Genomic DNA, 26,999 nt, shown 5'->3' on the forward strand with positions numbered 1-26,999 from the left:
CGCGATCACGAGGCGCGCATGAGCCACGAGCGCGCCTCGTCGATCGCCTCGTCGTAGGAGCGCCCCCGTCCCAGGCGCTCCGCCTGCTCGAACGCGGACGGGCCGAGTTCCTCGCGCGCGCGGCCGATGAGCGGCAGCAGGAACGCCTCGTCGGCCGGGTCGCGCTTGAGTCCGGTCTCGTCGACCTGCGCCTGCGCGGCGCCGAAGTACAGCGCCGCCCGCTCCCACTCGCCGCACCACGCGCCGAGCCCCGCCGACACGTCGAGCGCGCACTGCCCGACCTGCTTCGATCCGGTCTCGGCCGCGATCGCGATCACCTCGCGCAGCATCCCGGCCGCGCGCTCGCCCACGCCGCGCCCGATCGACACCATCGCGAGGTTCAGGAGTCCGATCGCGACGCTCTCGCGATCACCGATCTCGCGCGCGAGCGCCACGGCGTGGTCGTACAGCGGCTCGGCGGGCTCGAGCAGGCCCTCCACGCGATGGATCTGCGCGAGTCCGGTCAGCGCGGCCGCGAGTTCGCGCTTGTCGCCCATCTGGCGCGCGAGTTCCACGCCCTCCGCGAGGTAGTCGCGGGCCGCCTTCCGGTCGCCGCGGCCGAACGCCGCCATCCCGAGCGGCTGCAGCACGCGCGCGACCATCGCCTGGTCGCCGGACGCGCGCGCGATCGCCAGGCATTCCTCGAGGTGCGGCTGCGCCTCCGCGTAGCTTCCGGTGAAGCAGAGTTGCTGGCCGACGTCGAACAGCGTGCGGCAGCGGGCCGGCGTCGGCGCCTGCGCGTCGGGACGCGACAGGGCGTCCTGGCTGATGCGCAGCGCCATGCCCGGCTGCCCGCGGATGAACAGGTACGAGCCGCTCGCGTGCGCGAGGCGCAGACCCTTCTCGCCTCCTCCCTCGGAACTCGCCGCCCAACCGTAGGCATCGACGAGGTTCTCGCGCTCCGCGTCGTAGCGCGCGAGCGCCCGCGGACGTTCCGGACCGTTGAGCGCAGGCCGCATCTCTTCGGCGAACCGCACGAAGTGGTCGAGATGGCGCGAGCGGATGTCCGGCGCTTCGCCCGAGGCTTCGAGGCGCTCGCGCGCGTACGCGCGCACCGATTCGAGCAGCCGGTAGCGCGCGCCGTCGGCGTCCATCGCGACGAGCGACTTGTCGACGAGATGCGCGAGGAGGTCGAGCACGTCGCCGTCGGCGAGCGTCCCGCCGCCGCACACCGCCTCCGCGGATTCCAGCGTCCACCCGCCGGCGAACACCGACAGGCGCCGCAGCAGGACCTTCTCCGGTTCGGTGAGGAGATCGTGGCTCCAGTCGATCAGCGCGCGCAGCGTCTGCTGGCGCGGGAGCGCGGTCTGGTCGCCGCCGGAGAGCAGGCGGAAGCGATCGGAGAGCCGCGCGTCGATCGCCTCGACCGGCAATGCGCGCACGCGCGCGGCGGCGAGTTCGATCGCGAGCGGAATGCCGTCGAGCCGGCGGCAGATGTCGGCGATCGACGCGGCGTTCGCCGCGGTCGGCTGGAAGCGCGGATTCGCGGCCGCCGCGCGCTCGACGAACAATCGCGATGCTTCGTAGTGGCGCAGCGTCTCCAGCGTCACGGGCACGCGCGCGTCGGGCACCGAGAGCGCCGGCACCGGGTAGCTCGTTTCGCCCGCGACGCGCAGCGCCTCGCGGCTCGCCGCGAGGATCCGCAACTCCGCCCCCGCGCGCAGGAGATGCGTTGCGAGGTCGGCGCAGGCATGCAGCAGGTGCTCGCAGTTGTCGAGCACGAGCAGCAGCTGCTTGTCCTTCACGAAGTGGACCAGCGCATCGGTGTAGGTCGAGCCGGCCTCCTCGGCGACGCCCAGCGCGGTCGCGACGGTCTGCGGCACCAGCCGGACGTCGGAGAGCGGCGCGAGATCGACGAACCACACGCCGTTCGCGTAGTCGTCCATCACCTCGGCGGCGGCGTGCAGCGCGATGCGCGTCTTGCCGATGCCGCCTGCGCCGACGAGCGTGAGCAGCCGCGTGGTCGTCAGGAGGCGCTTGACCTCGGCGATCTCGCGCTCGCGCCCGACGAGCGTCGTGACCTGCTGCGGCAGGTTGTTCGGCGTCGCTTCGAGCGAGCGCAGCGCCGGGAAATCGTGGCGCAGCGCCGGGTGCAGGACCTGGAAGACGTGCTCGGGACTCGTGAGGTCGCGCAGGCGCACGAGCCCCAGGTCGCGCAGCGTCACTCCGTCGGGCAGGCGATCGACGACGAGCGCGACGACCGACTGCGACAGCAGCACCTGGCCGCCGTGCGCGACGCTCATGATGCGCGCCGCGCGATTGACCGCGCTGCCGAAGAAGTCGCCGTCGCGGCGCTCGACCGCGCCGCAGTTGAGCCCGCTGCGGATGCGCAGCGCGAGTCCGCCTGCCGGCGGCGGCTCGCCCATCGCGAGCTGCAGCGCGACGATCGCCTCGATCGCATCGGCCGGATCATCGAACGCTGCATGCACGCCGTCGCCCAGCATCTTGACGACGGTGCCGCGATGGCGCCCGACGGCGCCGCGGATCAGCGCGTCATGACGCGCGAGCGCCGTGCGCATCCGTTCCGGTTCGGTCTCCCAGAGACGGCTGGAGCCCTCGATGTCGGTGAACAGGAACGTGACGAGGCCGGCGGCGGCGGTCATGGCGGGCGGATTCAGGAATCAGGAGTCAGAGGACAGAAGACAGATGCGCCGATATCTCCGGTGGCGGCGCATTGAGCGCCGTTGCGGCAGCCTTGTGGGTCGAACGTTAGCCTGACGAGGTTCGATCCGTCGAGGCGAAAGTCGTTCGGGTGGGGCCGAACTCACGGCAATCTCGCAACGGCGCTTGATGCGCCGCCACCGGAGTCGTCGGCGCTTCTGGCCTCTGGCCTCTGTCCTCTGACTCCTGACTCCTGCCCGGGACCAGCCGAAGCCGAGCTCCGCGAACTACGCGACGGCGAAGAACGCCGTCAGTCGACTTGCGTTTGCGCGAGTTGCGTCGCGGTCGCGCGGCGCGGCAGGTCCGCGCGGGGCGCAGGCACGAGGATGCGCGGACGCGCGGGATACGCCGTCGCCATCGGCTCGCTGCGCGATGCGGGCGCGCTCGCCTTCACGTAAGGCGAAGCAGCCGACGCGGTAACGTCATAGCCGCGCGACGCTCCGGCGGGCGCCGCCGGAGCCCCGTAGGGCGCGCGCGATTGCGGCGTGTCCGACTGCGGTGCGTAGGGTTGCGGCGAGGGCGCGGCCGGTTGCGGCGAATTCGACTGCGGCAGTGTGCCGCCCGCCGGTCCCGGCAGCACCTGCACCCAGGTCTGCGAGCACTGCGTCACGTCGGGATAGAACGCCTGCGTCGTCGGGCAGAAGAGCCGCACCATCGGCGCGTTGCCCGAAACGGATGCCGGGGGCGGCTCGCGCCGGACGATCTGTCCGGACGGCATCGACGCGTCCCAGCCGCTCGACGGCACAACGACCGTCGTCGTCGCGGGCGCCACGACCGTCGTCGTGCCCCACCACGGCCAGGTCGCGCCGATCGCGACTCCGGTCCCGACGCCCCAGGCGGGCCACCACCAGCCGCCCCAGGGACCCCACCATCCGGTGTTCCATCCCCAGCCCCAGCCGCCGCGCCAGCCCCAGCCGCAGTTCCAGCAGGTGCCGCCGCGCCAGCCGCCGTTCCACGAGCCGCCGTGCCATCGGCCGCCGGTGTTCTGCCAGCCGCCGTTCCAGGATCCGCCGCCGCCGCTCCACGAACCGCCGCCCGAGCCGCCCCAGCTGCCGTGGCCGCCGTTCCAGGAGCCGCCGCCGTTCCACGAGCCGCCGCCCCACGATCCGCCGCCCGAGCCGCCGTGACCGCCGCCGCTCCATGAGCCGCCGCCGCGGCCACCTCCACCACCACCCCCGCCTCCGGGACCTCGTGCATCGGCTATGCCGGCGATCGCGAGCGCCGCGGCTGCGAGGACGAGGGTGGGAACGAGGGCTCGGCGCATGGTGTGCTCCACGGGAGGGAACCGGCTTCCGGGTCCGGCGTCGCGGGCAAGGTGCCGGGAGATCACGAATCCGCCGGCACACGGCGCATTCTGCTCCCGGACGAGCATCGCCTCAAACGCACCGCCGGGCCGGCCCGTTGACGGGGGATCGCCCCGCTGCGGGCCGCGCAGGTCGCTGCGCGGCCCGTCCCGCGATGCTCAACCCACGACAGCGAACGACGTGCTCCATTCGTCGACGACGCCCCGGACCGCGTTGCGAAGCTCCGGTGTCGAGCGGCGCGCCGCCAGGCGATGCCGCAGCGCGCGCGGCGTGAGCCACGCGAGCGGCGACGCGCTCCTGTCGCGTCGAACAGCCTCCGCGACGAACGCCGCGACGACGTCCGCTTCACTCGCATCGCTACCGACGAGCGTTGCGATGCGCTCGACGATCGCCGCGGGCACGCCGAGATCGAGCAACTCCCGCAGCGTCGTCGGCACCCGCTGCGCATGGTCCGCCGCGAGGCGCCGGAGGAACGCGTCGAGCGTGTCGGAGGCGCCCTGCGCATCCGGAGCGGAAGCGTTCGAGCGTCCCTCGGAAACCTCGGGTGGGCGCGGATCGGAATGGACGTACAGGCCGCACGTCGAAGCGCTGCGACTGGTCAGGTCGCCAAAGTTGGGCAACCGGTCCAAGCAGGCGAAGTCAACGACTGCGCTATCGACACTCATGCTGGCGAGTCGGCGCACGCTGCCGACTCCATGCCACCCCGCCGCGTGCATCTGCGCGACCTGCGCGAGTTGCGGCAGGTCGGCGGCCTTCTCCTCCGCCGCGCGCTCGTGCACGACCAGCAGGTTCGTGCGCGCGGTCAGGAGTTCGTAGTCGAGCGCGAGACGCAGCGCTTCGTCCTCGCTCGCCGACTCGATGCGCCGCGCCGCCGCCATGCGCGCGAGCGTGCGATCCTCGACGATGGTCGCGCCGATCTCCGTGGCGGCAGTGAGCGGAGGTGTTCCGGCCTTCGCGTGCAGCGCGATCGCGACGGCGCCGGTGGGCGCGGTGTCGAATCCCGCGTACGCGTGAACCGTCTCGCCGCCGAAGAGCCCGCGCGGCAGCGGCGTCGCCCAGCCGGGCGTCGCCGGCCAGGTTACGTCGGCGCGTTCCACGCGCGGCGCGCGCAGGCGCGAGAACATGCGCAGGATCGCGGCTTCGGCGTCCTCGTTGGGCGCGACGAACTCGCAGGCGCCGCCGGTCGCCTCGGCCAGCTTCGACAGCACGCCTTCCGCGGGCGCGCTGCCGATGCCGACGACGAACACGCGCTGATGCGCGCCGCGCGCTTCCGCGATCAGGTGCTCGGCATTCCAGACCTCGCCGTCGGTCAGCATCAGCACGTCGGCGGCGCCGTCGCGTCCGCCGATCGCGAACACTTGTCCCAGCGCGGATTCCATCTCGGTCCCGCCGAGATCGGCGTCGGTCTGCCCCACGCGAAGCGCCGCGGCGCGCACTGCGGCTTCGTCGGCGCGCACGAGGCCCTGCGTTTCGTGGACGACGCTCGAGCCGAAGCGCGAGTACGAGAAGCGGTCGCGCGCGTCGAGGTTCGCGAGGATACGGTGCAGGGCGCGCCGCGTGGCGTCGATGCTGTCGCCGCCCATCGAACCCGAACAGTCGACGAGGAGCTTCACGGTCAGCGGCAACTCATCCGCCGCCTTCGGCACGTCGGCGCAGAAGCTCGCGAGCGCGACGTAGCGCTCGCCGTCGCGCGCGACCACCGCGAGCGAGCGGCCTTCGAGGCCGGCGACGGTCAGCACGAAGTCGCGGTCGAGGAACGCACCGCCCGCGAGGCCGACGTGCATGCCGGTCGCGGTCGCCGCAATCGAAAGCGCGTGCGACGGCGAGGCGAGCGTGCCGGCGGCGATCTCGCCTTCGAGGTCGATCGCGAGCGTGAACGGGTAGGCGACCGCGAGGTCGCTCGCCGGCGCCTGGTGGGGCGCGAGGCCCCCCGCCTGCGGATCGCCGTAGCGTGGCGCGATCACGGTGGGCACGGTGATGCGCACGCTGCCGTGCTCGAAGCGCAGGAGCCGTGCGTAGCGGTAGCGGATCGTCGCGCGCTCGCCCGCCATCAGGTTGCCGAGGTTGAGCGTGCACAGGCCGTCGGCCGCGCGCTCGAGCATGATCGCGGAGTCGCCCTTGTCGATCGCCTCCTCGTAGCTGCGTTCGGCGGCCTTGCGCTCGACCACCGCGGCGACGAGTTTGCGGTCGTTCAGCGTGACGTCGAGCCCGAGGATCACCGCGTCGCTCGGCAGCGGGAAGGTGTAGATCGCCTCGACGTTGGTGTCGCGCGGATTGCGGTAGCGCTGCTCGACGTCGAGTTCGAACAGCAGGCCGCGTACGCGGCCCTTCGCGTCGACGCCTTCGAGCGTCATCGTCTCGCCGGTGGTCGAACGGAGCATCGCGGGTTCGTCTCTCATGACTCGCCTTCCTTCTTTCGGATGTCTTCGTAGAGCGCCATCACGCCGCGGAAGAGCGCGCGCGTCGCCTCGGGCGAGAGCCCCGCGCGCCCCGGCTCGAGCGTGAGTTCGAGCCCGTCCGCGATCGTCAGATGGCTCACCACTTCGACCGATCCGGCCGCGCGCGGTCGCGGCGGGACCGGCGGGGTCTCCCCCGCCAAGAGTTCGCGGATGCGCTCCAGCGACACGCCCGCGTCGGTCCACTTGCGGACCTGCAGCAGTTGCTCGACGTGCCGCGCGCCGTAGCGGGCCGCCCGCGTCTCGCCGTCCGGGCGGTCGACCAGGCCGAGCTGGATGTAGTAGCGGACCGTGCGCTTCGGCAGGTCGACCAGCGCGGAGAGGTCGTCGAGCGAGTGCGTGGGCGCGGAGGGCGATCCGGGGTGCGGCGCGTTCATGCCGCAGATAATGCCACTTTTACTGTCGTAATCAACTGCCGTTCGTCGGAAATGGGACCGAGGAATACAAATGCAGGCCCCAAGCGGCCGCAACTCGCTGCTCTGATTGAACATACCCGATTTCGGTCGTAAAGTACCCGAAATGGGTACGTCGCAATCGGATTCGAACCGGACCTCCCGCCCCAAGGGCCTGGCCGACGCCTTGTTCGCGTCGTCCGAGCAGCGGGTACTCGCCCTGCTCTTCGGCCAGCCCGACCGCAGCTTCTTCTCGACCGAGCTCATCGGGCTCGCCCGTGCAGGACGAGGGGCGGTGCAGCGCGTCCTCGGCCGCCTCGAGCAGAGCGGACTCGTCACGGTGCGCCGCATCGGCACGCAGAAGCACTACCAGGCCAATCGCGACTCGCCGATCTTCGAGGAACTCGCAGCGATCGTTCGCAAGACGTTCGGACTGGCGGAGCCGCTGAAGGCCGCGCTGGCGCCCTTCGCGGGCGCGATCGCCGCGGCGTTCGTGTACGGCTCCGTGGCCAAGCGGCAGGACACCGCGTCGAGCGACATCGACCTGATGATCGTCGGCGACTCGATCGGCTATGCCGAGGTGTTCGCCGCGCTCGAAGCAGCGAGCGAAGAGCTCGGCCGCAAGGTCAATCCGACGATCTACGACCGCGCGGGCTTCGCGCAGGCGCTGCGCGACGAGAGCGCGTTCGTCACGCGCGTCGTGCAGCAACCGAAGCTGTGGCTCATCGGATCCGACGATGTCCTCGCCGCTTGAGAATCTCGTGAAGGCCGGCAGGTCGCTCTCCGCGGAGCCTCCCGACCGCAAGGAGTTCGACCGCCTGGTGCGGATGGGCCGCGTCCGGCTCACGGATGCGGCCAACCCCACGCTCGGCATCGAGAGCCGGTTCGACCTCGCCTACAACGCGTCGTTCTCGCTCGCCCTCGCGGCCCTGCGCCGAACCGGCTATCGCGCGAAGGAACGCTACATCGTCTTCCAGGTGCTGCCGCACACGCTCGGGCTCGGACCTGAAGTGTGGCGAGTCCTGGACAAGGCGCACGCGCACCGGAATCTCGCCGAGTACCGCGGCGACATCGGCGTGGAGCCCGCGCTCGTCGATGCCGTGATCGTGGCGGCCGGGAAGGTGTTGGACGCGCTGGACCGCCTGCCTCCGCCGTGAACGCACCTATCCTGAGCTCTCGACGAAGCACGACGATCACGAGCGTTCCAGTGCAGCGAGGTCGCCGGCGCGATGAAGCGCGGAGCCGCGACGGATCGATGCGGCGCCGCATCGTGCGAGCACGTCGACCGATGCGGGCGGAGCGTGAGCGACCCGGCCGATTTCCCGTCCGCCCCCGCGGGACTACCATCGACCCTGCGGCACGCCTCGGAGACGACCATGAACCCCGCGAATCCTCCCGACCTCAACGACACCGAGCCCGACCTGCGTCTATCGTCAGACGATGTATCGGCCCATCGCGGCGCGGCCGGCGGACGCCCGTCGTCGGGCGGATGGCTGATCGCGATCGGACTGCTGCTCCTGATCGGCGGCATCGGCTGGTACTTCTGGTCGACGACCTTCGCGCCGAAGCCCGCGCCGGTCGCCGCCGTCGCGCCGCCCCCGGCTGCACCCACCGAACCGCCGAAGGAAGAGCCGCGCGACACCGCGCCGCAGTTCCCGATCGAGACCACCTCGCCGGCCGAGCCGCTGCCCGTGCTCGCGGAGAGCGACAAGGCGCTCGGCGAGGGGCTCGCCGGCGCGATCGACCGCGACGCGATCGCACGCTACCTGATCTCGCAGGACTTCATCCGCCGCGTGGTCGCAACCGTCGACAACCTGCCGCGCAAGACCTACGCGCAGCGGCTCTCGCCGTTGAAGCCCGTGCCCGGCAAGTTCGAGGTCGGCACCCGCGACGGCCACCTCGCGATCAGCGCACAGAACGCCGCGCGCTACACGCCGCTCGTGCGCGCGCTCGAAGCGGTGAACTCGGAGAAGCTCGTCGCGCTCTACGTGCGCTTCTACCCGCTGTTCCAGGAAGCCTACCGCGAGTTGGGCTACCCGAAGGGCCACTTCAACGACCGCCTGGTGCAGGTGCTCGACCTCCTGATCGCGACGCGCGAGCAGCCTGGCCAGCTCGCGGTGGTCCAGCCGAAGGTGTTCTTCGAGTACGCCGACCCGGCGCTCGAGGCGCTGCCCTCGGGCCAGAAGATCCTGCTGCGCATGGGACCGGACAACGCGGCGCGCACCAAGGCGAAGCTGAAGGAGATTCGCGCGCTGGTGGCGAAGGAGGGCGCGGCGGCGAAGGAGGCAGCGAAGTAAGCTCGGGTCGTACCCACGCGGGCGCCGCGGCGACGCTGCGCCCGCATCGAAGGCGCGTCGACTCGACGCGGCCCGCCGTTCGGAATCCCAGTCCCAGGCGATGGGTCGGGGTCCACGAGACCAACCGCCCGGGGAATGTGCGGGCATCGGAGGAGCGTCGATGGTTGCGAAGCTGGCCCGCGGGGTCGTCCGGGGATTCGAGATCCTCATCGTCGCGTCCCTCGCGCTCATGGGGATCCTCGTCTTCGGCAACGTGGTGCTGCGCTACGCGTTCAACTCCGGCATCGCCGTCTCCGAAGAGCTCTCGCGGCTCCTGTTCGTCTGGCTGATCTTCCTCGGCGCGGTCCTCGCGTCGGCGCGCCACAGCCACATCGGCTTCGACACGCTTCACCGCTGGGTCGGGCCGCGCGCGCGGCGCGGGCTCATCGCGTTCAACGGCGCGCTGATCCTCGTCGGCTGCGTCATCTTCATCGTCGGCGGCTGGCAGCAGACGACGATCAACCTCGGCAACAGCTATCCGGTGCTCGGGATCTCGTACGCGTGGCTCTACGGCGTCGCGCTGGTGTTCGGCGTGGCGCTGATCTTCCCGGTGTGCAACAACGTGCTGCAGGCGCTGCGCGGCCGCGACGACGATCTCACCCGCGACCTCGGCGACCGCATCGAGGACCTCGCCGAACGCATCGAGCATGAAACGGCTCGCCCGTCGCGCTCGAACAAGGAGCCGTCGTGACCGCCGTCGTCTTCCTCGCGACGCTCCTCGGGCTGATCGCGCTGGGGCTTCCGATCGCGTTCGCGCTGATGTTCGCGGGCGTCGCGCTGATGCTCGTGACCGGCCAGTTCGACGCGCAGATCGTGGTCCAGAACGCGATCTCGGGCGCCGACAACTTCGTCCTGATGGCGGTGCCGTTCTTCATCCTGGCCGGCGAGTTCATGAACGCCGGCGGACTGTCGAAGCGCATCGTCGAGATGGCGAGCGCGTTCGTCGGCCACCTGCGCGGCGGCCTGGGATACGTCGCGATCTCGGCCGGACTCCTGCTCGCGAGCCTGTCGGGCTCGGCGGTCGCCGACACCGCGGCGCTGGCGGCCATCCTCGTGCCGATGATGCGCCGGGCCGGCTACGACCCGGCGCGTGCCTGCGGGCTCATGGCCGCGAGCGGCATCATCGCGCCGGTCATTCCGCCGTCGATCGGCTTCCTGATCTTCGGCGTGGTGGCGAACGTGTCGATCACCCGCCTGTTCCTCGCCGGCATCGTGCCGGGGGTAATGATGGGGCTCGCGCTCGTCATCGCCTGGTGGTTCGTGGCGCGCAGCCAGAACGTGGCGCTGACGCCGCGCGTGCCCTGGGGGCGCCGCCTGCGTCTGCTGGGGCAGGGGGGCTGGGCGCTGATGCTGCCGGTGATCATCATCGGCGGCCTGCGCTTCGGCATCTTCACGCCCACCGAGTCGGCGGTCGTCGCGGCCGCCTACGCGCTGTTCGTCGGCCTGGTCGTCTACCGCGAACTCACCTGGCGCAGCATCTACCACTGCCTGCTGTCCACCGCGCAGACCACCTCGGTCGTGCTGCTCCTGGCGGCGCTCGCCATGGTGGCGTCGTACATGATCACCGTGACCGACATTTCCGGTCAGGTCGGGTCCTGGCTGCAGACCATTTCGGACCACCCGCTGGTCCTGATGGCGGCCATGATGATCGTGGTCTTCCTCGCCGGCATGGTGCTGGACTTCATCCCCATCGTGCTGATCTTCACGCCGGTTTTCTTGCCCATCGTCAAAGCGGCGGACATCGATCCGGTGTATTTCGGCGTGGTGTTCATCATGAACTGCTCGATCGGCATGATCACGCCGCCCGTCGGCGTCGTGCTCAACGTCGTCAGTTCGGTGGGCAAGGTCACGTTCACGGAGGCGGCGCGCGGCATCGGGCCGTTCCTGCTGGCGCTCGTCGGCCTCCTGATCCTCCTCATCCTGTTCCCGGCGCTGGTGACCGTGCCGGCCGAGTGGTGGCGCTAGCATTTCGATCCCCATTTCCAAGGAGGCACCCATGAAGTCCCGCAGCACTCTCCTCGCCGGCCTCCTGGCCGTCGCGATGTCCTGCCCCGCCGCGGCGGTGGTCACCGGCAAGTTCGCCGTCACGCTGCCCGAGAAGTCGCACCAGGGACAGGGCGTGGCGAAGTTCGTCGAGCTGGTGAAGGCCAAGAGCAACGGCGAGATCGACATCAAGCCCTACTACAGCGGCGCGCTGGGCGACGACGTGAAGGTGACCTCCGCGCTGCAGGGCGGCACGGTCGAGTTCACGGTGCCGCAGACGACGACGCTCACCGGCATGTCGAAGCCCTACGAGATCCTCGACTTCCCGTTCCTGTTCAGGAATTCCGAGGAAGCGGAGAAGGTCCTCGACGGCCCGATCGGGCAGAAGCTGATGGACACCCTGCCGGCGCACGGGCTCGTCGGCCTCGCCTACTGGGAGAACGGGTTCTTCAACGCGACCAACAGCAAGCATCCGATCGCGCGCGTCGAGGACTTCAGCGGGCTCAAGTTCCGCTCGATCCAGGCGCGGATCACGCAGGAGACGATCAAGGCGCTCGGCGCGAACCCGGTGCCGCTGGCGGTCCCCGAGCTCTACACCGCGCTCGAGACCCGCACGATCGACGGCCAGGGCACGCCCAACGCCGTGATCGCCGCGCTCAAGCTCTTCGAGGTCCAGAAGTACCTGTCGATCACGCGCCACAGCTACGGCGCGTTCATCCCGCTCGTGTCGAAGAAGTTCTGGGACAAGCTCACGCCTGCCCAGCAGAAGATCCTGAAGGACGCCGCGATCGAGGCCCGCACCTACCAGCGGCAGGTCGCGCGCGCGCAGTCCGACTCGGCGCAGAAGATGATGGCCGAACGCGGCATGCAGGTGAACGAGGTGACCGACGCCGAGCGCGCCCGCATGCGCGCCCGCGTGCAGCCGGTGTGGGACATGTTCACGCCCGACGTCGGCGCGGATCTCGTCAAGCAGGTGGAGGCGACGCTCAGGAAGTGATTGGGCGCGGCATCGACGGACAAGGGCGCCTTCGCGGCGCCCTTGTCGTCTTGCGGACTGCGTGAACGCGAGCGCGCCCCACGCGGATCACCGGCCGGATGCTCGCTGCGGACGCCGCGGCCCGCTGCGCCCCGGCTGACGACCTACTCCTTCCAGGAGTCGAGGTAGCCGTGCACCTTGACGGCCTCCGTGCGGGCGTCGAGGTCGAGCGGATAGCGCGAGTCGATCATCACCGCGACCTCGTCGGTGTACCGGCGTTCGCCCTTGTTGTTGGCCGCCGCCGCCGCGAACGCCTTGGGGTGCGGGCCGTGGTGGAAGCCCGACGGGTGCAGCGTGAACATGCCGGGCTTGATGTTGTCGCGGCTGAAGAAGCTGCCCTGGTGGTAGAAGATCGCCTCGTCGAACTCGTCGTTGTTGTGGAAGAACGGCACCTTGAGCGCGCCCGGGTCGCTCTCGATCGGGCGCGGCGCGAACGTGCACACGATGATCGTGTTCGACAGGAACGTCGCGTGCACCGTCGGTGGCAGGTGGTAGCGGTCCGACAGCAGTTCGCGGATGTCGCGCCAGTTGAGCTTGACCGGCACGCAGTCGCCGTGCCAGCCGACCGCGTCGAGGAAGTTGAAGGGGAAGGTGATCGTCGTGACCTGCTGGCGCCGCTTGGCGAGCACCCGCGACTCCTTCTCGCTGTACTGCGCCTTGAACGCGTCGTCGATCTTCGGCGTGTCGAGCACGGCGAGGTCGAACTGCGCGTGGTGGCCGAGGATCCCGCGCTCGGGCAGCACGAACAGGTCCTCGGTCGCCTCGATGGTCAGGACCTCGTTGCGCACCTGGGTCTCGAGCCGCCAGGTCGTGCCGCGCGGGATGTTGATGTAGTCGCCCTCGCGGTAGGCCATGTGCCCGAAGTCGCAGTAGAAGTCGCCCTCGCCCCGGTGGAAGAACAGGATCATGTCGCCGTCGCCGTTCCGCGCGAGGTCGGGCATCGAACTGCCGAACTTCCAGAAGTGCACCTGCGTCTGCCCGTTGTGCATGAAGCGCTGCGCCTTCCACGGACAGGCCGCGCTGTCGCCGAGCTTGTTCAAGTCGAGCAGCGTCAGCTCGAGCGGACCCTCCCATTTCGTCCACGCCGTCGGTTTGTGCTTGTGCAGGATGTGGCTCGCCGGGCCGAAGAACCCGTTGCGTCCGTGCTCGCGCTCGAAGAGGCCGTCGGGGATGTCGCAGTGCGCCTGGCGCGTGTGGACGCCTTCGCGCAGCGGGAACGAGATGTACTTTTTCATGCGGGCCTCCGGAGGGCGGGTCGATCGCGTGCGCGCGCGTCGCGGCGGGTGCGATGGGGAACGGAGAGCTTCCCGCGTTCGGGGGCGGGGCGGGCTGATCTGGATCAACTACCCGTGCGGTGCGTGCGTGACCGAAGCCTTGCCGCCATGCGGACCGGGTCGCGGCGCGGCCGATGCGTGTCCGTCAGCAACGTCCGCCCGGTCAGCCGGGCGGCGCACCAAGGCGCCGTCAGTACACGACGACCCGGTCTCCGATCCGGACCTGTTCGTAGAGCCACTTCGCCGCCCGATAGTCGCGCATCTGGCTGCACCCGTGCGAGCCGCTGTCGTAGCCCTTGTCGGAAAAGTCCTGCGAGTAGTGGATCGCGACGTTGCCCTGATAGAAGATCGCGTAGGGCATGGGCGTGCGCTCGCCGAAGATCTTCGAGACCGTGTCGGCGTTCATGTGCCAGATGCGGAAGTCTCCTTCGGGACTCTCCCAGCCAGGCATGGCGAAGCGCGCCTCGCGGGTAAAGCGCACGCTGCCGTCGACGACGTAGGACATCATCCGCTGCTTCCTGGAGATGCACACCACCCTGCCCCTGGTGCACCTGGGATCGAGCGCCTGCACCAGCGTGCTCTCCGGCGGCGCGGAGAACAGCTCGGCGTAGCGCGGGTTTCGGGTGCGGCGTATCAACTGCGCCCAGGTGCGCTCGTCCATCACCTCGCTCGCCGGCAGGCCAATGCGCGTGCGCCATGCGGCGACCGCCTGCCGCGTGGCGGCGTCGAACGTTCCGTCGATCGCGCCCGAGTACGCGCCCACCTGCTGGAGTCGATGCTGCAGCTCCATCACGAAGGCCGGCTGCGTGGGCGCAGTGAACCAGGGCCCGACGTCGACGTTGTCGAGTTCGGCCTGCGTCGGCGCACGCGAGCGCATGAGCAGCGCCGACCAGGTCCGCTGATCGACTACTCCCGTCGGAGGCAGCCCGCTGTCGCGCTGCAGCTTGATCACGGCCTCGCGCGTGACCATGCCGAAGCGGTCCTCCACATCGTAGACGGCCAGGTACTTCGCGTGCCGCAGCCGTACCTGCAGCTCGCGCACCTTCGGCGAGTTCGTCCGATAGCGCAGCTCCTGCACAAGCGGCGCGTCCGCTCCCGTCGGTTGCGTCGCGCGGTCCGGCACCTGCGCGCGCGCCCAGGGGGCCGCGAGCGCGATGGCCGCGAGCGCGGCGGCAGCAATCGCGCGCAGGGAGTGGGAGTCGGACATGATCCGGGATTATGCGACCGGGGCGCGGTGCACGGCGCATTCGTCGCGGTCACGATGCAGAACGTGGCGCCCTGCGAGTGTCGACGCGTCTCGGCCCCGGCGGGCGCCGCGGATCGACCACGGATTCGCGCCTCGTCGCCTACGAAACCTGATCTGCATCATGGCGTGCCGTGGCTCCAGACTGATTCGCGCTGACGCGGATCTCCGGTTTCCGGTGCATCGAAATGGCGGATCCCCATCGCGGCCACCTTGTCGCTGCGGGGATTTGTCGAACGAACCCTCGACGCACCAGCGCGCCAAGGATTCCTCGAAGTCCAACCTGACGGCTCCCCCATGCCGGTCACGGGCGAACTCGATGCGCTGACTACCGACGACGGCCTAGGCCTTTCGGACGATTGCGCACAGGCGTACCGTTTCCGATGATTCGGTCGCATGGAGGGCCACGCTGCAGAAGCCCGGCCTGCGACTCGAACGGAAGTCTTGTGGGTCGTTCAGACGCGCTTCGCCGGAGGTGACCCGTGAAGGCTGCTGCGATTGCCGGGCTGGTGCTCGCTCCGTTGCTGGGGGGGTGCGGGTTCGATGTGATGTATGCGGATTGGAAGGTGGATCGGCTGTGCAGGGTGGATGGAGGGGTCAAGATCTATATTCGCGACCCGCTACCCGACTTCTTGCGGCGCGAAGACGGAAAGATCGACGCTCACCAGCTCTTGCAAGGCAGGCCAGACCACCCTTACTACTTGTCTAACACCCAGACCGACATCATCGGCAGCGGCGCGCGAATATTTCGATGGGAGTATCGACTCTATCGGCGCGCTGACGGAGCGCTGCTGGGAACTACGGTCACGTACAACCGGGTCGCCCAGAACGTGAGCGGCCCCCTTTTGTCAAAGGGTCCTTACGTGTGTCCATCCGGGGACGATCTAACTGAGTTGGTGAAGGGCGCATTCCGCACCAACGGCTCTACTTCATAGGGCGCAAGTCAATGGTCAACGAGTCCACCATGCTCCGCAACGCGAGTCTTGCGTTCGCCGCATACGCGACGTTGCCTGCGTCAATTATCGACCCGCGCGCTCTGCAAAGAGTGGATTTCTCAGCTCGCCAGGCTGAGGAGTTTGCAAATGGATGGCGCGTAGGCGACCAGTTCGAGCATTCGAGTGAGCCGTACTACTTCTACGACCTGATGACCGGACTGCCTTACGGGCCTATTACCGACACCAATGGCTTGTCCGTAACGGTCTTCAAAGATAATGGCTCGGGTGAAGTTGTCCTCGCTATCCGCGGCACCGACGATGCCGCCGATCGCGTAACGGACATCGTAGACATCGCCCTGCTCGGCTCACCCAAGTATCAGGGTCAGTACCAATCGCTCCGCCAGCAGGTCCAGGCGTGGATCAAGAACGAGGTGCTCCCGGAGCACTTCACGGTAACGGGCCACTCTCTCGGCGGCTTCCTCGCCCTCGGCCTCGCGTTGGAGTTCCCTAACCGCGTCGACCACGCCTACCTGTACAACGCGCCCGGCCTCGGCGGCATCACCAATCGCCCCGTGCTCGACGAGATCGCGCGCGTCTACCACATCACCGGCGGCACCTACGATCCCGCGAAGTTCACCAACGTCCGTGCGAAACCCGGGTGGTCGATGATCGCGGGGCTCGGCGCGCATCCCTCGCCACCGGTCTTGGTCGAAGGCGAGGACAAGGGCGGTTGGCTTGTAGGCACGAACAACCACAAGATCGGACATCTCGTCGAATCCCTCGCGATTCACGACGCATTCAACCGCCTCACTGGCGAAGAGTCGCTCGAGACCAGCGGCCGGATCATCAAAGGCGCGAGCGATCGCGGCCTCGGCAAGCTCGAAGGCGCGCTCGACGCCTTGCGCACGACGCTCTCCGGAACACGCGCGACACCCACGCCCCAGGAAGTGCGAGACGCGCTCTACGCGAACCTCTACTCGCTGACGGACTCAGCGACCTACCAAACGCTCGTCGGCCGCGCGTCGATCGCGCCGATCGCGCGTCTCGGCCTGGACGCCCTCGCCTCGTCCACGTCGGGGACGCTCGCCTCGCTCGTCGCGCTGCGGTGGCTCACGCCGTTCCAGTTGAACGGTGCCGAGGCGCAGCTCGCCGCGGCGCACGGCGGATTGCGCTCCTCGCTGCTGCACGACGCCGCCCTCGGGCCAACGCGCGTCGCAGATGCCGACTACAGCGCAGCGTGGCGCACCGAGCGCGCGAGGATGCTCGCGGCACTCGTCGCCCGCAACGAGGCCGACGGATCCTCGCAGGTCTCGCGCCGCTCCGGGCCGGCGCGCCAGTACCTCGACGTCGAGGCGCAACTCAACTTCAGCACCCGCACCGTCGACTCGCTCGGCAATCCGCCCGAGCGGGTACTGTTCGGGAGCGAAAGTGTCGCCAACACGATCACCGGGTTCAGCACGCGGGACACGCTCTTCGGCGGCATGCTCGCCGACGCGATCGACGGCGGCGCCGGCGACGATGCGCTGGAAGGCCGCCGCGGCAACGACACGCTGCGTGGCGGCGACGGCGCGGACCGCCTGGTCGGCGGCGAGGGCGCGGACCAGCTCGACGGCGACGCGGCGGACGACACTCTGCTCGGCGGCGACGGCGCCGACATCCTCGACGGCGGCACGCACGACGATCGCCTCGACGGCGGCCTCCTCGCCGACCAGTTGCGCGGCGGCAGCGGGTACGACACCTACGTCGTTCGCGCGGGCGAAGGCAAGGACACGATCGTCGACAGCGACGCGCGCGGGCGCATCGACTACATCGACGCTTCGGGCCGCACGCTCGCGCTCGCCGGCGTGGGCCTCGTGGACCGCGCGGCGGCCAACCGCTGGTCGGTGCTCATCGGGCGCGACGTCGAGGTCGTCGCGACGCGCAACTCGCCGCTCACGCTCACGCTGCCTGACGGCACAGAGGTCGTGGTCGACGACGACCGCGCCGGGGCGCTGGGTCTCACGTTGCTCTCCGACATCCCCGACCAGGCGACGACGAACACGATTGCGGGCGACGGCAACAGCGACAAGCGCGACACCATCATCGGGACCGCGGTCAACGACCGCATCGACGCGGGCGCCGACACCGACACCGTGCTGGGCGGCCTCGGAGCCGATCGCATCGCGGGCGGCGCGGGCCGCGATCGTCTCGACGGAGAAGCGGGCGACGACATCGTCGAAGGCGGGAGCGAGGCGGACATCGTCGAGGGCGGCGCGGGCCGCGACCGGCTCTTCGCGGACGTCGCATCCTCGTTCGATCCGCTCGTCGCGCTGCGTGCCGCGCTCGCGTCGTCGGGCACGCCGACCGGCACGCAGGGCGACTGGCTCTCCGGCAACGACGATGCCGACCTCCTCGTCGGCGCGCTCGGCAACGACGGCCTCGCCGGCGGCCCGGGGACCGACATCCTCGTCGGCGGCGCAGGCGACGACTCGCTTCTCGGCGATGCGGACGTCGCTCCGGTCAACGGCACCTGGGCCTGGTCCGACGTCGAGGTGAACGGCACGATCACGCGCACGTTCACCGGGATGGACGACGGCGCGCCCGATCCGTCCGGTGGCGCGGCCGACAGCCTGTACGGCGGCGCAGGCAACGACTTCGTGCTCGCGGGCCGCGGCGACGACGCGCTGTTCGGCGAGGCAGGCAACGACTTCCTGCAGGGCGATGCGGGCAACGACGCGATCGCGGGCGGCGCGGGCGCGGATCGGCTCGCCGGCGACGGCTCCGCGACGACGACCGGCACCGACCAGGGCGACGACTTCCTCGACGGCGGCGACGGCGACGATCGGCTGACGGGCGGCGGCGGCAAGGACGATCTTCTCGGCGGCCTCGGCAACGACACGTTGATCGGCGACGACGCGCTCGATCGCGTCCCCGCGGCGTTCCAGGGCGCCGATCGCCTCGACGGCGGCGACGGCGACGACACGCTCTCCGGCGGACTCGGCGATGACGAGCTCATCGGTGGCCTCGGCAACGACACCATTGCGGGCGATCTCGTCGGCGGCGCGGGCGGCGGCAACGATCGCATCGAAGCGGGCGAGGGGAACGACGTCGTCGACGCGGGCGAGGGCGACGATCGCGTCAGCGGCGGCGCGGGAAGCGACCAGATCGTGGGCGGCGCGGGCGCGGACGAACTCGCGGGCAACGCCGGCGCCGACCTCCTCGCGGGCTCCGAGGGCGACGACTGGCTCGACGGCGGCGCCGACGACGATTCGCTCCTCGGCGGCGACGGATCCGACGTGCTCGACGGCGACGACGGCAACGACGTGCTCGCAGGCGGCGAGGGCGATGACGAGCTCGCCGGCGCATCCGGGAACGACGCGCTGCACGGCGACGCAGGCAGCGACCGGATCTCAGGCGAGGACGGCACCGACTGGTTGAACGGCGCGACGGGCGACGACGACCTCCACGGTGGCGAGGGCTCCGACGCGCTCTCCGGCGGCGACGGTGACGACATCCTCGACGGCGGAGGCGGCAAGGACCTGCTGATGGGCGGGCCGGGCATCGATCGCTATCTCCTGGGCAGCGACGGCGCGCCCGACTTCCTCGCCGAACTCGACCCGGGCGATCACATCATCCTGCCCGAGGGCATCGAGGCCTCGTCGCTCGACTTCCAGCGCGCCGAGGACGAAACGGGCAACACGGGACATCTCGCGATCCTCGCCGGCAACACGCTCCTCGCCGTCGCGCTCGACTGCCCCGACGATGCGCGCCCCGCGATCGAACTCGCCGACGGCGCGACGATCGCGAAGACCACCATCGACGCCGCGCTCTCGCGCCACTCGACGATGTTCGTGCCGATCACGCTGCCCGGATTCGGCGCGTCCGGCTCGTCCGCGATCGACCACATCACCTCTCCCGGCGGCGCGTCCGACTTCTCCGGCGGCATCGGCGACGACGTGCTCGAAGGCGGCGTCTCGCCCGATCGCCTCGCCGGCGGCGAGGGCAACGACGCGCTCACCGGTGCAGGCGGCCGGGACAGCCTCGACGGCGGTGCGGGCAACGACGTGCTCGATGGCGGCGACGATGCCGACACGATCGAAGGCGGCGACGGTGACGATCGCCTGCTCGGAGGTCACGGCGACGACACGCTCGCAGGGGGAGCGGGAAGCGACACGCTCGCGGGCGACGCGGGATCCGACCGCCTCGCAGGCGGCGAGGGCAACGACACGCTCGCAGGTGGCCTCGGTCGCGACACGCTCGCGGGGGATGCAGGCAACGACACCCTCGACGGCGGCGACGGCAACGACGCGCTCGATGGGGGCACGGGAAGCGACACGCTCACCGCGGGTGCGGGCAACGATTCGCTCGCGGGCGGCGCAGGAGACGATCTCCTCGTCGGCGGCACCGGCGACGACACCTACCTGCTCGACGGCCTCGGCGTCGATCGCGTGCGCGACGCGGGCGGCATGTCGACCGTGCGCTTCGCCGCGGGCATCACCGCCTCCTCGATCGCGCTCTCCCGCGGAGCCGCAGGCGGCGCCGACGAGCATGCCCTCGTCATCGACTTCGGCGGCGGACGACGCACGGTCATCGAGGACGGCCTGCGCGGCGGACCGGTGCGCTACGCGTTCGACGATGGCACGACGCTGACCCGCGCCCAATTGTTCGACGCGCGTCTGCCCGCCGCGCTCGATCTCGCCGCCGACGCGGCGCACCGCGCGATCGCCGGCGGCGCGGGCGCCGACCGGATCACCGCCGGATCCGTGGCCGCGGTCGACCTGCGCGGGGGCGCGGGCGACGACACCGTCACCGGAAGCGCGCTCGCCGATCTGCTCGCGGGCGACGCGGGTCGCGACCGGCTCGACGGCTACGCCGGCAATGACCTCATCTCGGGCGGCGCCGACGATGACACCATCGACGCCGGCGAGGGCAACGACCTCGTCTCGGGCGGCGAAGGCAACGACATTGTCGCGCCGGGAAGCGGCGACGACCTCAGCTTCGGCGCGGCGGGCAACGACACGTTCGGATTCGACGCGGGCAACGACTTCGCGTTCGGCGGGACGGGCGACGACCTGTATCGGTTCGGCGCCGGCGCGGGCTACGACGTGGTCATCGATGGAGAGGGCGCCAATCGCGTCCGGTTCGCGTCCGGCATCCGCTCTGCGGACGTCGCGTTCCGCACCGACGGCACCAGCCTGATCGCCGCGCTCGCCGACGGCAGCCGCTTGCGCCTGCCCTACGCGGTGTCCGCTCCCGAAGGCATGACCGCGACGCGCATCGACGCCTTCGACTTCGACGGCGAATCGCTCACCCTCGCGCAGGCGATCGCCCGCGCAAGCGCGACGATCACCGGCGATTCATCACCGCTGCTCACCCCGGGCGTCAGCACCACGGCATCCGGCGACCTCGACCTCGACGGCGCGGCGCGACTCCATTGGAGCGGTCGCGCGTACGGCGGTCCGGGGGACGATATCTGGTTCGACGGCGGCCAGTTCCTGTTCGGCCGCGGCGACGGCCACGACACGATCACGCTCTACAACCCGGCGTCGAAGCGCACCCCGGACACCCTGCCGTACTGGGTCGAGATGCAGCCGGGCATCACCGCGGCCGACCTGTCGTTCGGCCTCGACGGCAGCGAGCTCCTCGTCACGATCCGCGACACCGGCGACTCGATCCGGGTCGCCTCGCATTTCGCACGCACCGGCGCCTACCCCAACTACAGCTACGCCAACGCGCTCGGCGGCGTGCGCTTCGCCGACGGCAGCTCGTTCGGCTTCGACGAGATCGCGGAGGCGATCAGCGTCGGCACCGACGGCGACGATCGCCTCGGCAGCATCGCCGTCCTGCTCGACGACATCCAGGCCGGCGACGGCGACGACGTCGTGAGGCTGCGCGAGACCAACGCGTACGTGTTCGGCGGCGACGGCGACGACACCCTCGTCGCCGACCCGTACCTGCCCGGCGACGCGTCGCGCCTGTACGGCGAAGGCGGCGACGACCTGCTCGTCGCCAGTTCCGCGAACAACGCGCGCACCGAACTCTACGGCGGCGAGGGCGACGACCGCCTGGTCGGCCACCCGGGCACGCTCGCCGACGGCGGGGCCGGGAACGATCGCATCGAACTCTGGAGCGGCGCCTCCGGCGGCCCGATCGACGTCGCGTTCGGGCGCGGCAGCGGACGCGACTCGATCACCTTCGGCGGCGAGGAATCGAACTTCTCCGGCCCGGCGCGCTTCGACCTGCGCGTGCCGTTCGCCGACTATCGCAGCCTCGTCGTCGAACGCGAGGGCGAGGACCTGGTGCTGCGCGTCCGCGACCGCGACGACCGCATCGCGATCCCCGACTTCTTCGCCCCCGGCGCGGCTCGCTCCGGCCTCGAACACGTCGACCTCATCGAGCCGGGCACCGGCTTCGTTCTCGCCGGCTCGCCCGATGCCGAGGCGATCGCCAAGAAGGCGGTCACCGTCTCGGCACCGGCCGAATCGTGGACCGGGACCGACGCGAGCGACCTGCGCGTCGGCCGCGGCGGAAACGATGCGCTCGACGCGGCCGGTGGCGACGACGAACTCGACGGCATGTCGGGCGACGACACGCTCACCGGCGGGGCGGGCGACGACAGGCTTCTCGGCCGCAGCGGACACGACACGCTCGACGGCGGCGAGGGCCGCGACCATCTGGAAGGCGGCCGCGGCGACGACGTCCTGCGCGGCGGCGGCGGTGACGACAGGCTCGTCGACGCGTTCGGCGACAACGTGGCGGAAGGCGGCGACGGCGCCGACCGCATCCTCTTGTCCGGCAGCCGGGGACTCGCGCGCGGCGGCGCCGGCGATGACACGATGTTCGCGTCGGCGGGCAACCACCTGCTGCTGGGCGACGAAGGCCGCGACAACCTGTCTGTGTACGCCGGCGAAGCGGAACTCGATGGCGGCGCCGGGGATGACACGCTGCTCGTGAACGCCGGCGCGAAGGCCGTCGTCCACTTCGCGCGCGGCGGCGGCGCGGACGAGGTGTCGATCGGAACATTCCGTGCAGATGCGATCGACGAGATCCGCCTCGGCGCCGGCATCGCGATGGCCGACGTCGACCTCCGCCGCGACGGCGCCGATCTCGTGCTGTCGCTCGCCGGCGTACCGGACACGCTGCGCGTGGGCGGCGGCTTCCAGGGAAATCTCGTCGCGGTAAATCGGATCACGCTCGCCGACGGAGGCTCGCTCGACACCGCGGCGATCCTCGCGCTCGCGAGCGGAGGCAGCGACGCCGACGACATCCTCTTCGGCACGCCGGGCGACGACACGCTGTCCGGACGCGCAGGCGATGACCAGTTGAACGCCGGCGCGGGCAACGACCGTCTCGACGGCGGCTCGGGGAACGACGCGCTCGACGGCGCGGCCGGCAATGACTACCTCGACGGCGGCACCGGGGCGGACACGATGACGGGCGGCGTCGGGAACGACGTGTTCATCGTCGATGATCCGGGCGACGTCGTCGTCGAGTTCGACGGCCAGGGGACCGACGAGGTGCGTGCGTCCGTGACCTCGTACCAGGGCCCCGGCATCGAGCGCCTGCGCCTCACGGGCAGCGCCGACATCGATGCGTGGGGCAGCGTGCGCGACGACGACATCGAAGGCAACGCGGGGAACAACCTTCTCTACGCGTACACCGGCGCCGATCGGCTCGCGGGCGGCGCGGGCGACGACACCTACGCGGTCGATGACGGCGGCGACACGCTGATCGAGCTCGCGAACGAAGGACGCGACACGCTCGTCTCCGCCGTGAGCGCGACGCTCGGCACGAACTTCGAGAACCTGCATCTGTCGACGTCCTCGGCGGCGAACGCGACCGGCAACGCGCTCGACAACGAACTCCAGGGGGGTGGCGGCACGAACGTGCTGACCGGGCTCGGCGGCAATGACACGCTCGACGGCGGAGCGGGCGCCGACCAGCTGGTGGGTGGCAGCGGCAACGACCGCTACGTGGTCGATCACGCGAGCGACGTCGTCGTCGAGCGCGCGGGCGAGGGTGTCGACACCGTGGAGGCCTCGGTGGCCTACGTGCTGCCCGCGGATGTCGAGAACGCGCTGCTCCGCGGCGGTTCGGCGCTCAACCTCACCGGCAACGCACTCGCGAACACCCTCACCGGCAACACCGCCGCGAACCTGATCGACGGCCGCGCCGGCGCGGACACGATGGCCGGCGGCACCGGCAACGACACCTACGTCGTCGACCACCTCGGCGACACGATCGCCGAGAGCGCCGCCGCCGGGACCGATGCGGTGCAGGCATCGGTGAGCCACGTGCTCGGCGCGAACGTCGAGAACCTGACGCTCACCGGAGCGCTCGCGATCAACGCCACCGGCAACACGCTCGCGAACGTCCTCGTCGGCAACGCCGCCGCGAACGTGCTCGACGGCGGCGCGGGCAGCGACACGATGCGCGGCGGCGCGGGCGACGACACTTACGTGGTCTCGGCCACCGGCGACGTCATCGCCGAGAATGCGTCCGAGGGGACCGACACCGTGCTCGCGGCGGTGTCGCTCACGCTCGGCAACAACGTCGAGCGGCTGACGCTCACCGGCACGAGCGCGATCAACGCCACCGGCAACACGCTCGCGAACACGCTCGCCGGCAACGCCGCGAACAACGTCCTCGACGGCAAGGCGGGCGCGGATGCGATGAGCGGCGGCGCCGGCAACGACACCTACGTCGTCGACGCCGCGGGCGACACGACGGTCGAGGCCGCGGCTTCGGGCACCGACCTCGTGCAGGCCGCGATCTCGTGGACGCTCGCGGCCAACGTCGAGAACCTGACGCTCACCGGGTCGGCGAGCATCAACGGCACCGGCAACACGCTCGCGAACGTCCTCACCGGCAACGGCGGCAACAACGTGCTCGACGGCGGGGCGGGCGCCGACAGGCTCTCCGGCGGCGCGGGCAACGACAGCTACGTCGTCGATCTCGCCACGGATGTCGTCGTCGAGAGCGCAAGTGCGGGAACCGATGTCGTGCGCGCGTCGGTCGGCTGGACGCTCGGCGCGAACCTCGAGAACCTCGTGCTGACCGGGACGTCGGCGATCAACGGCACCGGCAACACACTCGCCAACGCGATCACCGGCAATGCCGCCGCGAACGTCCTGAACGGCGGCGCCGGCGCCGATGCCATGAGCGGCGGCGGCGGCGACGACACCTATCTCGTCGACCATGTGTCGGACATCGTTACCGAGGCGGCGAGCGCCGGCAGCGACCGGGTCGAGACCGCCCTCGCCTGGGCGCTCGGCGCGAACGTCGAGGACCTGACGTTGACCGGCGCCTCCGCGGTCAACGGCACCGGCAACGCGCTGTCGAACGCGATCGTCGGCAACGCCGCAGCGAACGTCCTCACCGGCGCGGACGGCCACGATCTCCTGTTCGGCGCCGTGGGCAACGACACGCTCGCCGGCGGCAACGGCAACGACGTCGTGCAGGGCGGCGACGGCAACGACACGGTCGGCGACACGGCCGGCAACAACCTCCTCGACGGCGGCCTCGGCGCCGACGCGCTCGCCGGGGGCGCGGGGCGCGAGTTCATCGCCGGCGGCAAGGGCGACGACACGATCTCCGCGGGCGCCGGCACGGACGTCTTCGCGTTCAACAAGGGCGACGGCAGGGACACGATCGTCGCCGCGGCCGGCGCGGACGACGTCCTGTCGCTCGGCGGCGGCATCCGCTACGCCGACCTCGGCCTGCGGAAGTCCGGCAACGACCTCGTGCTCGACGCCGGCGCCGACCAGGTCACGCTGAAGGACTGGTACGTCGCGACGTCGAACCGCAGGATCGCCCGGTTGCAGGTGGTGACCGACGCCTCGACCGATTACCTCGCCGGCTCGACCGACCCGACCCGGAAACACCGGGTGACGCGGTTCAACTTCGCGGCGATCGCCTCGGCGTTCGACGCCGCGCGCGCCACCAATCCGAACCTCACCCGCTGGACGCTCGCCGGCACGATGTCAAGCGCCTACTCCGACAGTTCGGACAACTCGGCGCTGGGGGGCGATCTGGCCTATCGGTACGGCCATGCCGGGAGCCTCGCCGGCATCGGATTCGGCGCGGCGGGGACGATCCTCGGCGATGCGGCGTTCGCATCCGGGGCCCAGGCCTTCCTGCCGCCCGCGACGCTCACCGCGGGGCCGCGGCTGTTGCGCTGACCGCCGCGCCGGGCGCCGCTCCGGCCCGCGCGGCCCCAGGGTTCGTCGTCCTCCGATACCGAAGGTGGCTCACGCCACGAGCCCATGCGGGCGCAGCATCGTGCCTCGACCGGCCGATCGAGAGGCGCCGATGCGGGCGATCCGGGCTCGAGCGCGGCCATGACCGGCACGATTCCTGCGTCGCTCCTTCTCCCCGCGCCAACCGCCCCCGACGATGGACCGCACCGAACGCTTCTACCGCATCGACCGCATGCTGGCCACGGGCAGGCCGGTCGCGAAGCGCGAGTTCCTCGACGAGCTCGAGGTCTCGCACGCGACGTTCAAGCGCGACATCGAGTACCTGCGCGACCGCTTCCATGCGCCGATCGAATGGGACCGCGAGGCCGGCGGCTACCGGTACTCGACCCGGACGGGCGCCGCGCCGTTCCAGCTCCCGGGTCTGTGGTTCAGTCCCTCCGAGATCGAGGCGCTCCTCACGATGCACGCGATGCTCGACGAAGTGCAGCCCTCGCTCCTGGGCGCCCACGTCGCGCCGCTGCGCGCGCGCCTCGAGGCGCTGCTCGAGGAAGGCAAGGTCGAGGCGTCCGAGGTCCGCAAGCGCGTACGCATGCTGCCGCAGGCCGCGCGCGCGATGGCGTCGGGCGTGTTCGAGACGATCGCGGCGGGCACGCTCAAGCGCCGTCGCGTCGACGTGGTCTACGGCGCGCGCAGCACCGGCGAGACCACGCGACGGACGATCTCGCCGCAGCGCCTCGTCCACTACCGCGACAACTGGTACGTCGATGCGTGGTGCCACCTGCGCAACGGCCTGCGCAAGTTCGCGATCGACGCGATCGCACAGGCGCAGTTGACCGATGCGAGGGCGAAGCCGGTCGACCTCCGCGAGGTCGAGCGCGAGTTCAATTCGGGCTACGGCATCTTCGCCGGGACGAAGATCGCGTGGGCGAAGCTGCGCTTCGCGCCGTCGCGTGCGCGCTGGATCGCGCAGGAGCGCTGGCATCCGGACCAGCGCGGCCGCGCGGAAGCCGACGGCTCCTACGTGCTCGAGGTCCCGTACACCGATCCGCGCGAACTGATGATGGACATCCTCAAGTACGGCGCCGACGTCCGGGTGCTCGCCCCGCCGACCCTCGTCGGGATCGTCGGCGCGGAGATCCGGCGCATGATGGCCGCCGCCTGA

At 70.6% G+C, this 26,999-nt stretch carries 15 protein-coding genes; 9 read left to right on the forward strand and 6 right to left on the reverse strand.

The window, feature by feature from the left end; all coding sequences use genetic code 11:
* Nucleotides 1–5: 5 nt before the first annotated feature.
* The 4 genes from HS109_11750 to HS109_11765 all read right to left on the reverse strand — a co-directional run bounded on the left by HS109_11750 (nucleotide 6) and on the right by HS109_11765 (nucleotide 6,837).
* Nucleotides 6–2,642 (reverse strand): tetratricopeptide repeat protein, encoded by a 2,637-nt coding sequence (locus HS109_11750; GenBank protein MBE7523045.1) that lies wholly within the window; start codon nucleotides 2,640–2,642, stop codon nucleotides 6–8.
* A gap of 308 nt (nucleotides 2,643–2,950) precedes the next feature.
* A complete protein-coding gene (locus HS109_11755; protein ID MBE7523046.1) occupies nucleotides 2,951–3,964 on the reverse strand; it encodes a hypothetical protein in 1,014 nt (337 codons plus the stop codon).
* A 198-nt stretch (nucleotides 3,965–4,162) separates the two neighbouring features.
* On the reverse strand, nucleotides 4,163–6,403 hold the full coding sequence (locus HS109_11760; protein ID MBE7523047.1) for a VWA domain-containing protein: 2,241 nt from the start codon (nucleotides 6,401–6,403) through the stop codon (nucleotides 4,163–4,165).
* Entirely contained in the window at nucleotides 6,400–6,837 is a 438-nt protein-coding gene (locus HS109_11765) for a MerR family transcriptional regulator (GenBank protein ID MBE7523048.1), read from the reverse strand. The genes HS109_11760 and HS109_11765 overlap by 4 nt, the downstream gene beginning before the upstream one ends.
* A 142-nt stretch (nucleotides 6,838–6,979) precedes the next feature.
* Between HS109_11765 and HS109_11770 the strand changes: the two genes are divergently transcribed.
* From HS109_11770 to HS109_11795, 6 genes are all read left to right on the forward strand, one after another.
* The gene (locus HS109_11770; GenBank protein ID MBE7523049.1) at nucleotides 6,980–7,606 is read left to right on the forward strand and encodes a transcriptional regulator; all 627 of its coding nucleotides are present in this window, start codon (nucleotides 6,980–6,982) and stop codon (nucleotides 7,604–7,606) included.
* The gene (locus tag HS109_11775) at nucleotides 7,590–8,009 is read left to right on the forward strand and encodes a hypothetical protein (GenBank protein MBE7523050.1); all 420 of its coding nucleotides are present in this window, start codon (nucleotides 7,590–7,592) and stop codon (nucleotides 8,007–8,009) included. The genes HS109_11770 and HS109_11775 overlap by 17 nt, the downstream gene beginning before the upstream one ends.
* 219 nt (nucleotides 8,010–8,228) lie before the next feature.
* Entirely contained in the window at nucleotides 8,229–9,149 is a 921-nt protein-coding gene (locus HS109_11780; protein ID MBE7523051.1) for a DUF3014 domain-containing protein, read from the forward strand.
* A gap of 160 nt (nucleotides 9,150–9,309) precedes the next feature.
* Nucleotides 9,310–9,879 carry a TRAP transporter small permease gene (locus HS109_11785; protein MBE7523052.1) on the forward strand — a complete coding sequence of 190 codons (570 nt, stop codon included), beginning with the start codon at nucleotides 9,310–9,312 and terminating at the stop codon, nucleotides 9,877–9,879.
* Nucleotides 9,876–11,153 (forward strand): TRAP transporter large permease subunit, encoded by a 1,278-nt coding sequence (locus HS109_11790; protein MBE7523053.1) that lies wholly within the window; start codon nucleotides 9,876–9,878, stop codon nucleotides 11,151–11,153. Before HS109_11785 ends, HS109_11790 begins: the two co-directional genes overlap by 4 nt.
* A 31-nt stretch (nucleotides 11,154–11,184) precedes the next feature.
* Complete coding sequence (locus HS109_11795; GenBank protein MBE7523054.1) at nucleotides 11,185–12,168, forward strand: TRAP transporter substrate-binding protein; 984 nt, start codon at nucleotides 11,185–11,187, stop codon at nucleotides 12,166–12,168.
* 143 nt (nucleotides 12,169–12,311) lie between these two features.
* Here HS109_11795 and HS109_11800 read toward each other — a convergent pair whose 3' ends face one another.
* Nucleotides 12,312–13,442 (reverse strand): homogentisate 1,2-dioxygenase, encoded by a 1,131-nt coding sequence (locus HS109_11800; GenBank protein ID MBE7523055.1) that lies wholly within the window; start codon nucleotides 13,440–13,442, stop codon nucleotides 12,312–12,314.
* 229 nt (nucleotides 13,443–13,671) lie between these two features.
* Nucleotides 13,672–14,688, reverse strand: coding sequence for a peptidoglycan-binding protein (locus tag HS109_11805; GenBank protein MBE7523056.1), 1,017 nt, complete (start codon nucleotides 14,686–14,688; stop codon nucleotides 13,672–13,674).
* A 518-nt stretch (nucleotides 14,689–15,206) separates the two neighbouring features.
* Here HS109_11805 and HS109_11810 point away from each other — a divergent pair.
* The 3 genes from HS109_11810 (at nucleotide 15,207) to HS109_11820 (ending at nucleotide 26,999) form a co-directional block, all read left to right on the forward strand.
* Nucleotides 15,207–15,659 carry a hypothetical protein gene (locus HS109_11810; GenBank protein MBE7523057.1) on the forward strand — a complete coding sequence of 151 codons (453 nt, stop codon included), beginning with the start codon at nucleotides 15,207–15,209 and terminating at the stop codon, nucleotides 15,657–15,659.
* 110 nt (nucleotides 15,660–15,769) lie between these two features.
* Nucleotides 15,770–25,819 (forward strand): hypothetical protein, encoded by a 10,050-nt coding sequence (locus tag HS109_11815; protein MBE7523058.1) that lies wholly within the window; start codon nucleotides 15,770–15,772, stop codon nucleotides 25,817–25,819.
* 214 nt (nucleotides 25,820–26,033) lie between these two features.
* Nucleotides 26,034–26,999, forward strand: a complete 966-nt coding sequence (locus HS109_11820; GenBank protein MBE7523059.1) for a YafY family transcriptional regulator — start codon at nucleotides 26,034–26,036, stop codon at nucleotides 26,997–26,999.

The organism is Burkholderiales bacterium (assembly GCA_015075645.1).
Classification (GTDB): domain Bacteria; phylum Pseudomonadota; class Gammaproteobacteria; order Burkholderiales; family Casimicrobiaceae; genus VBCG01.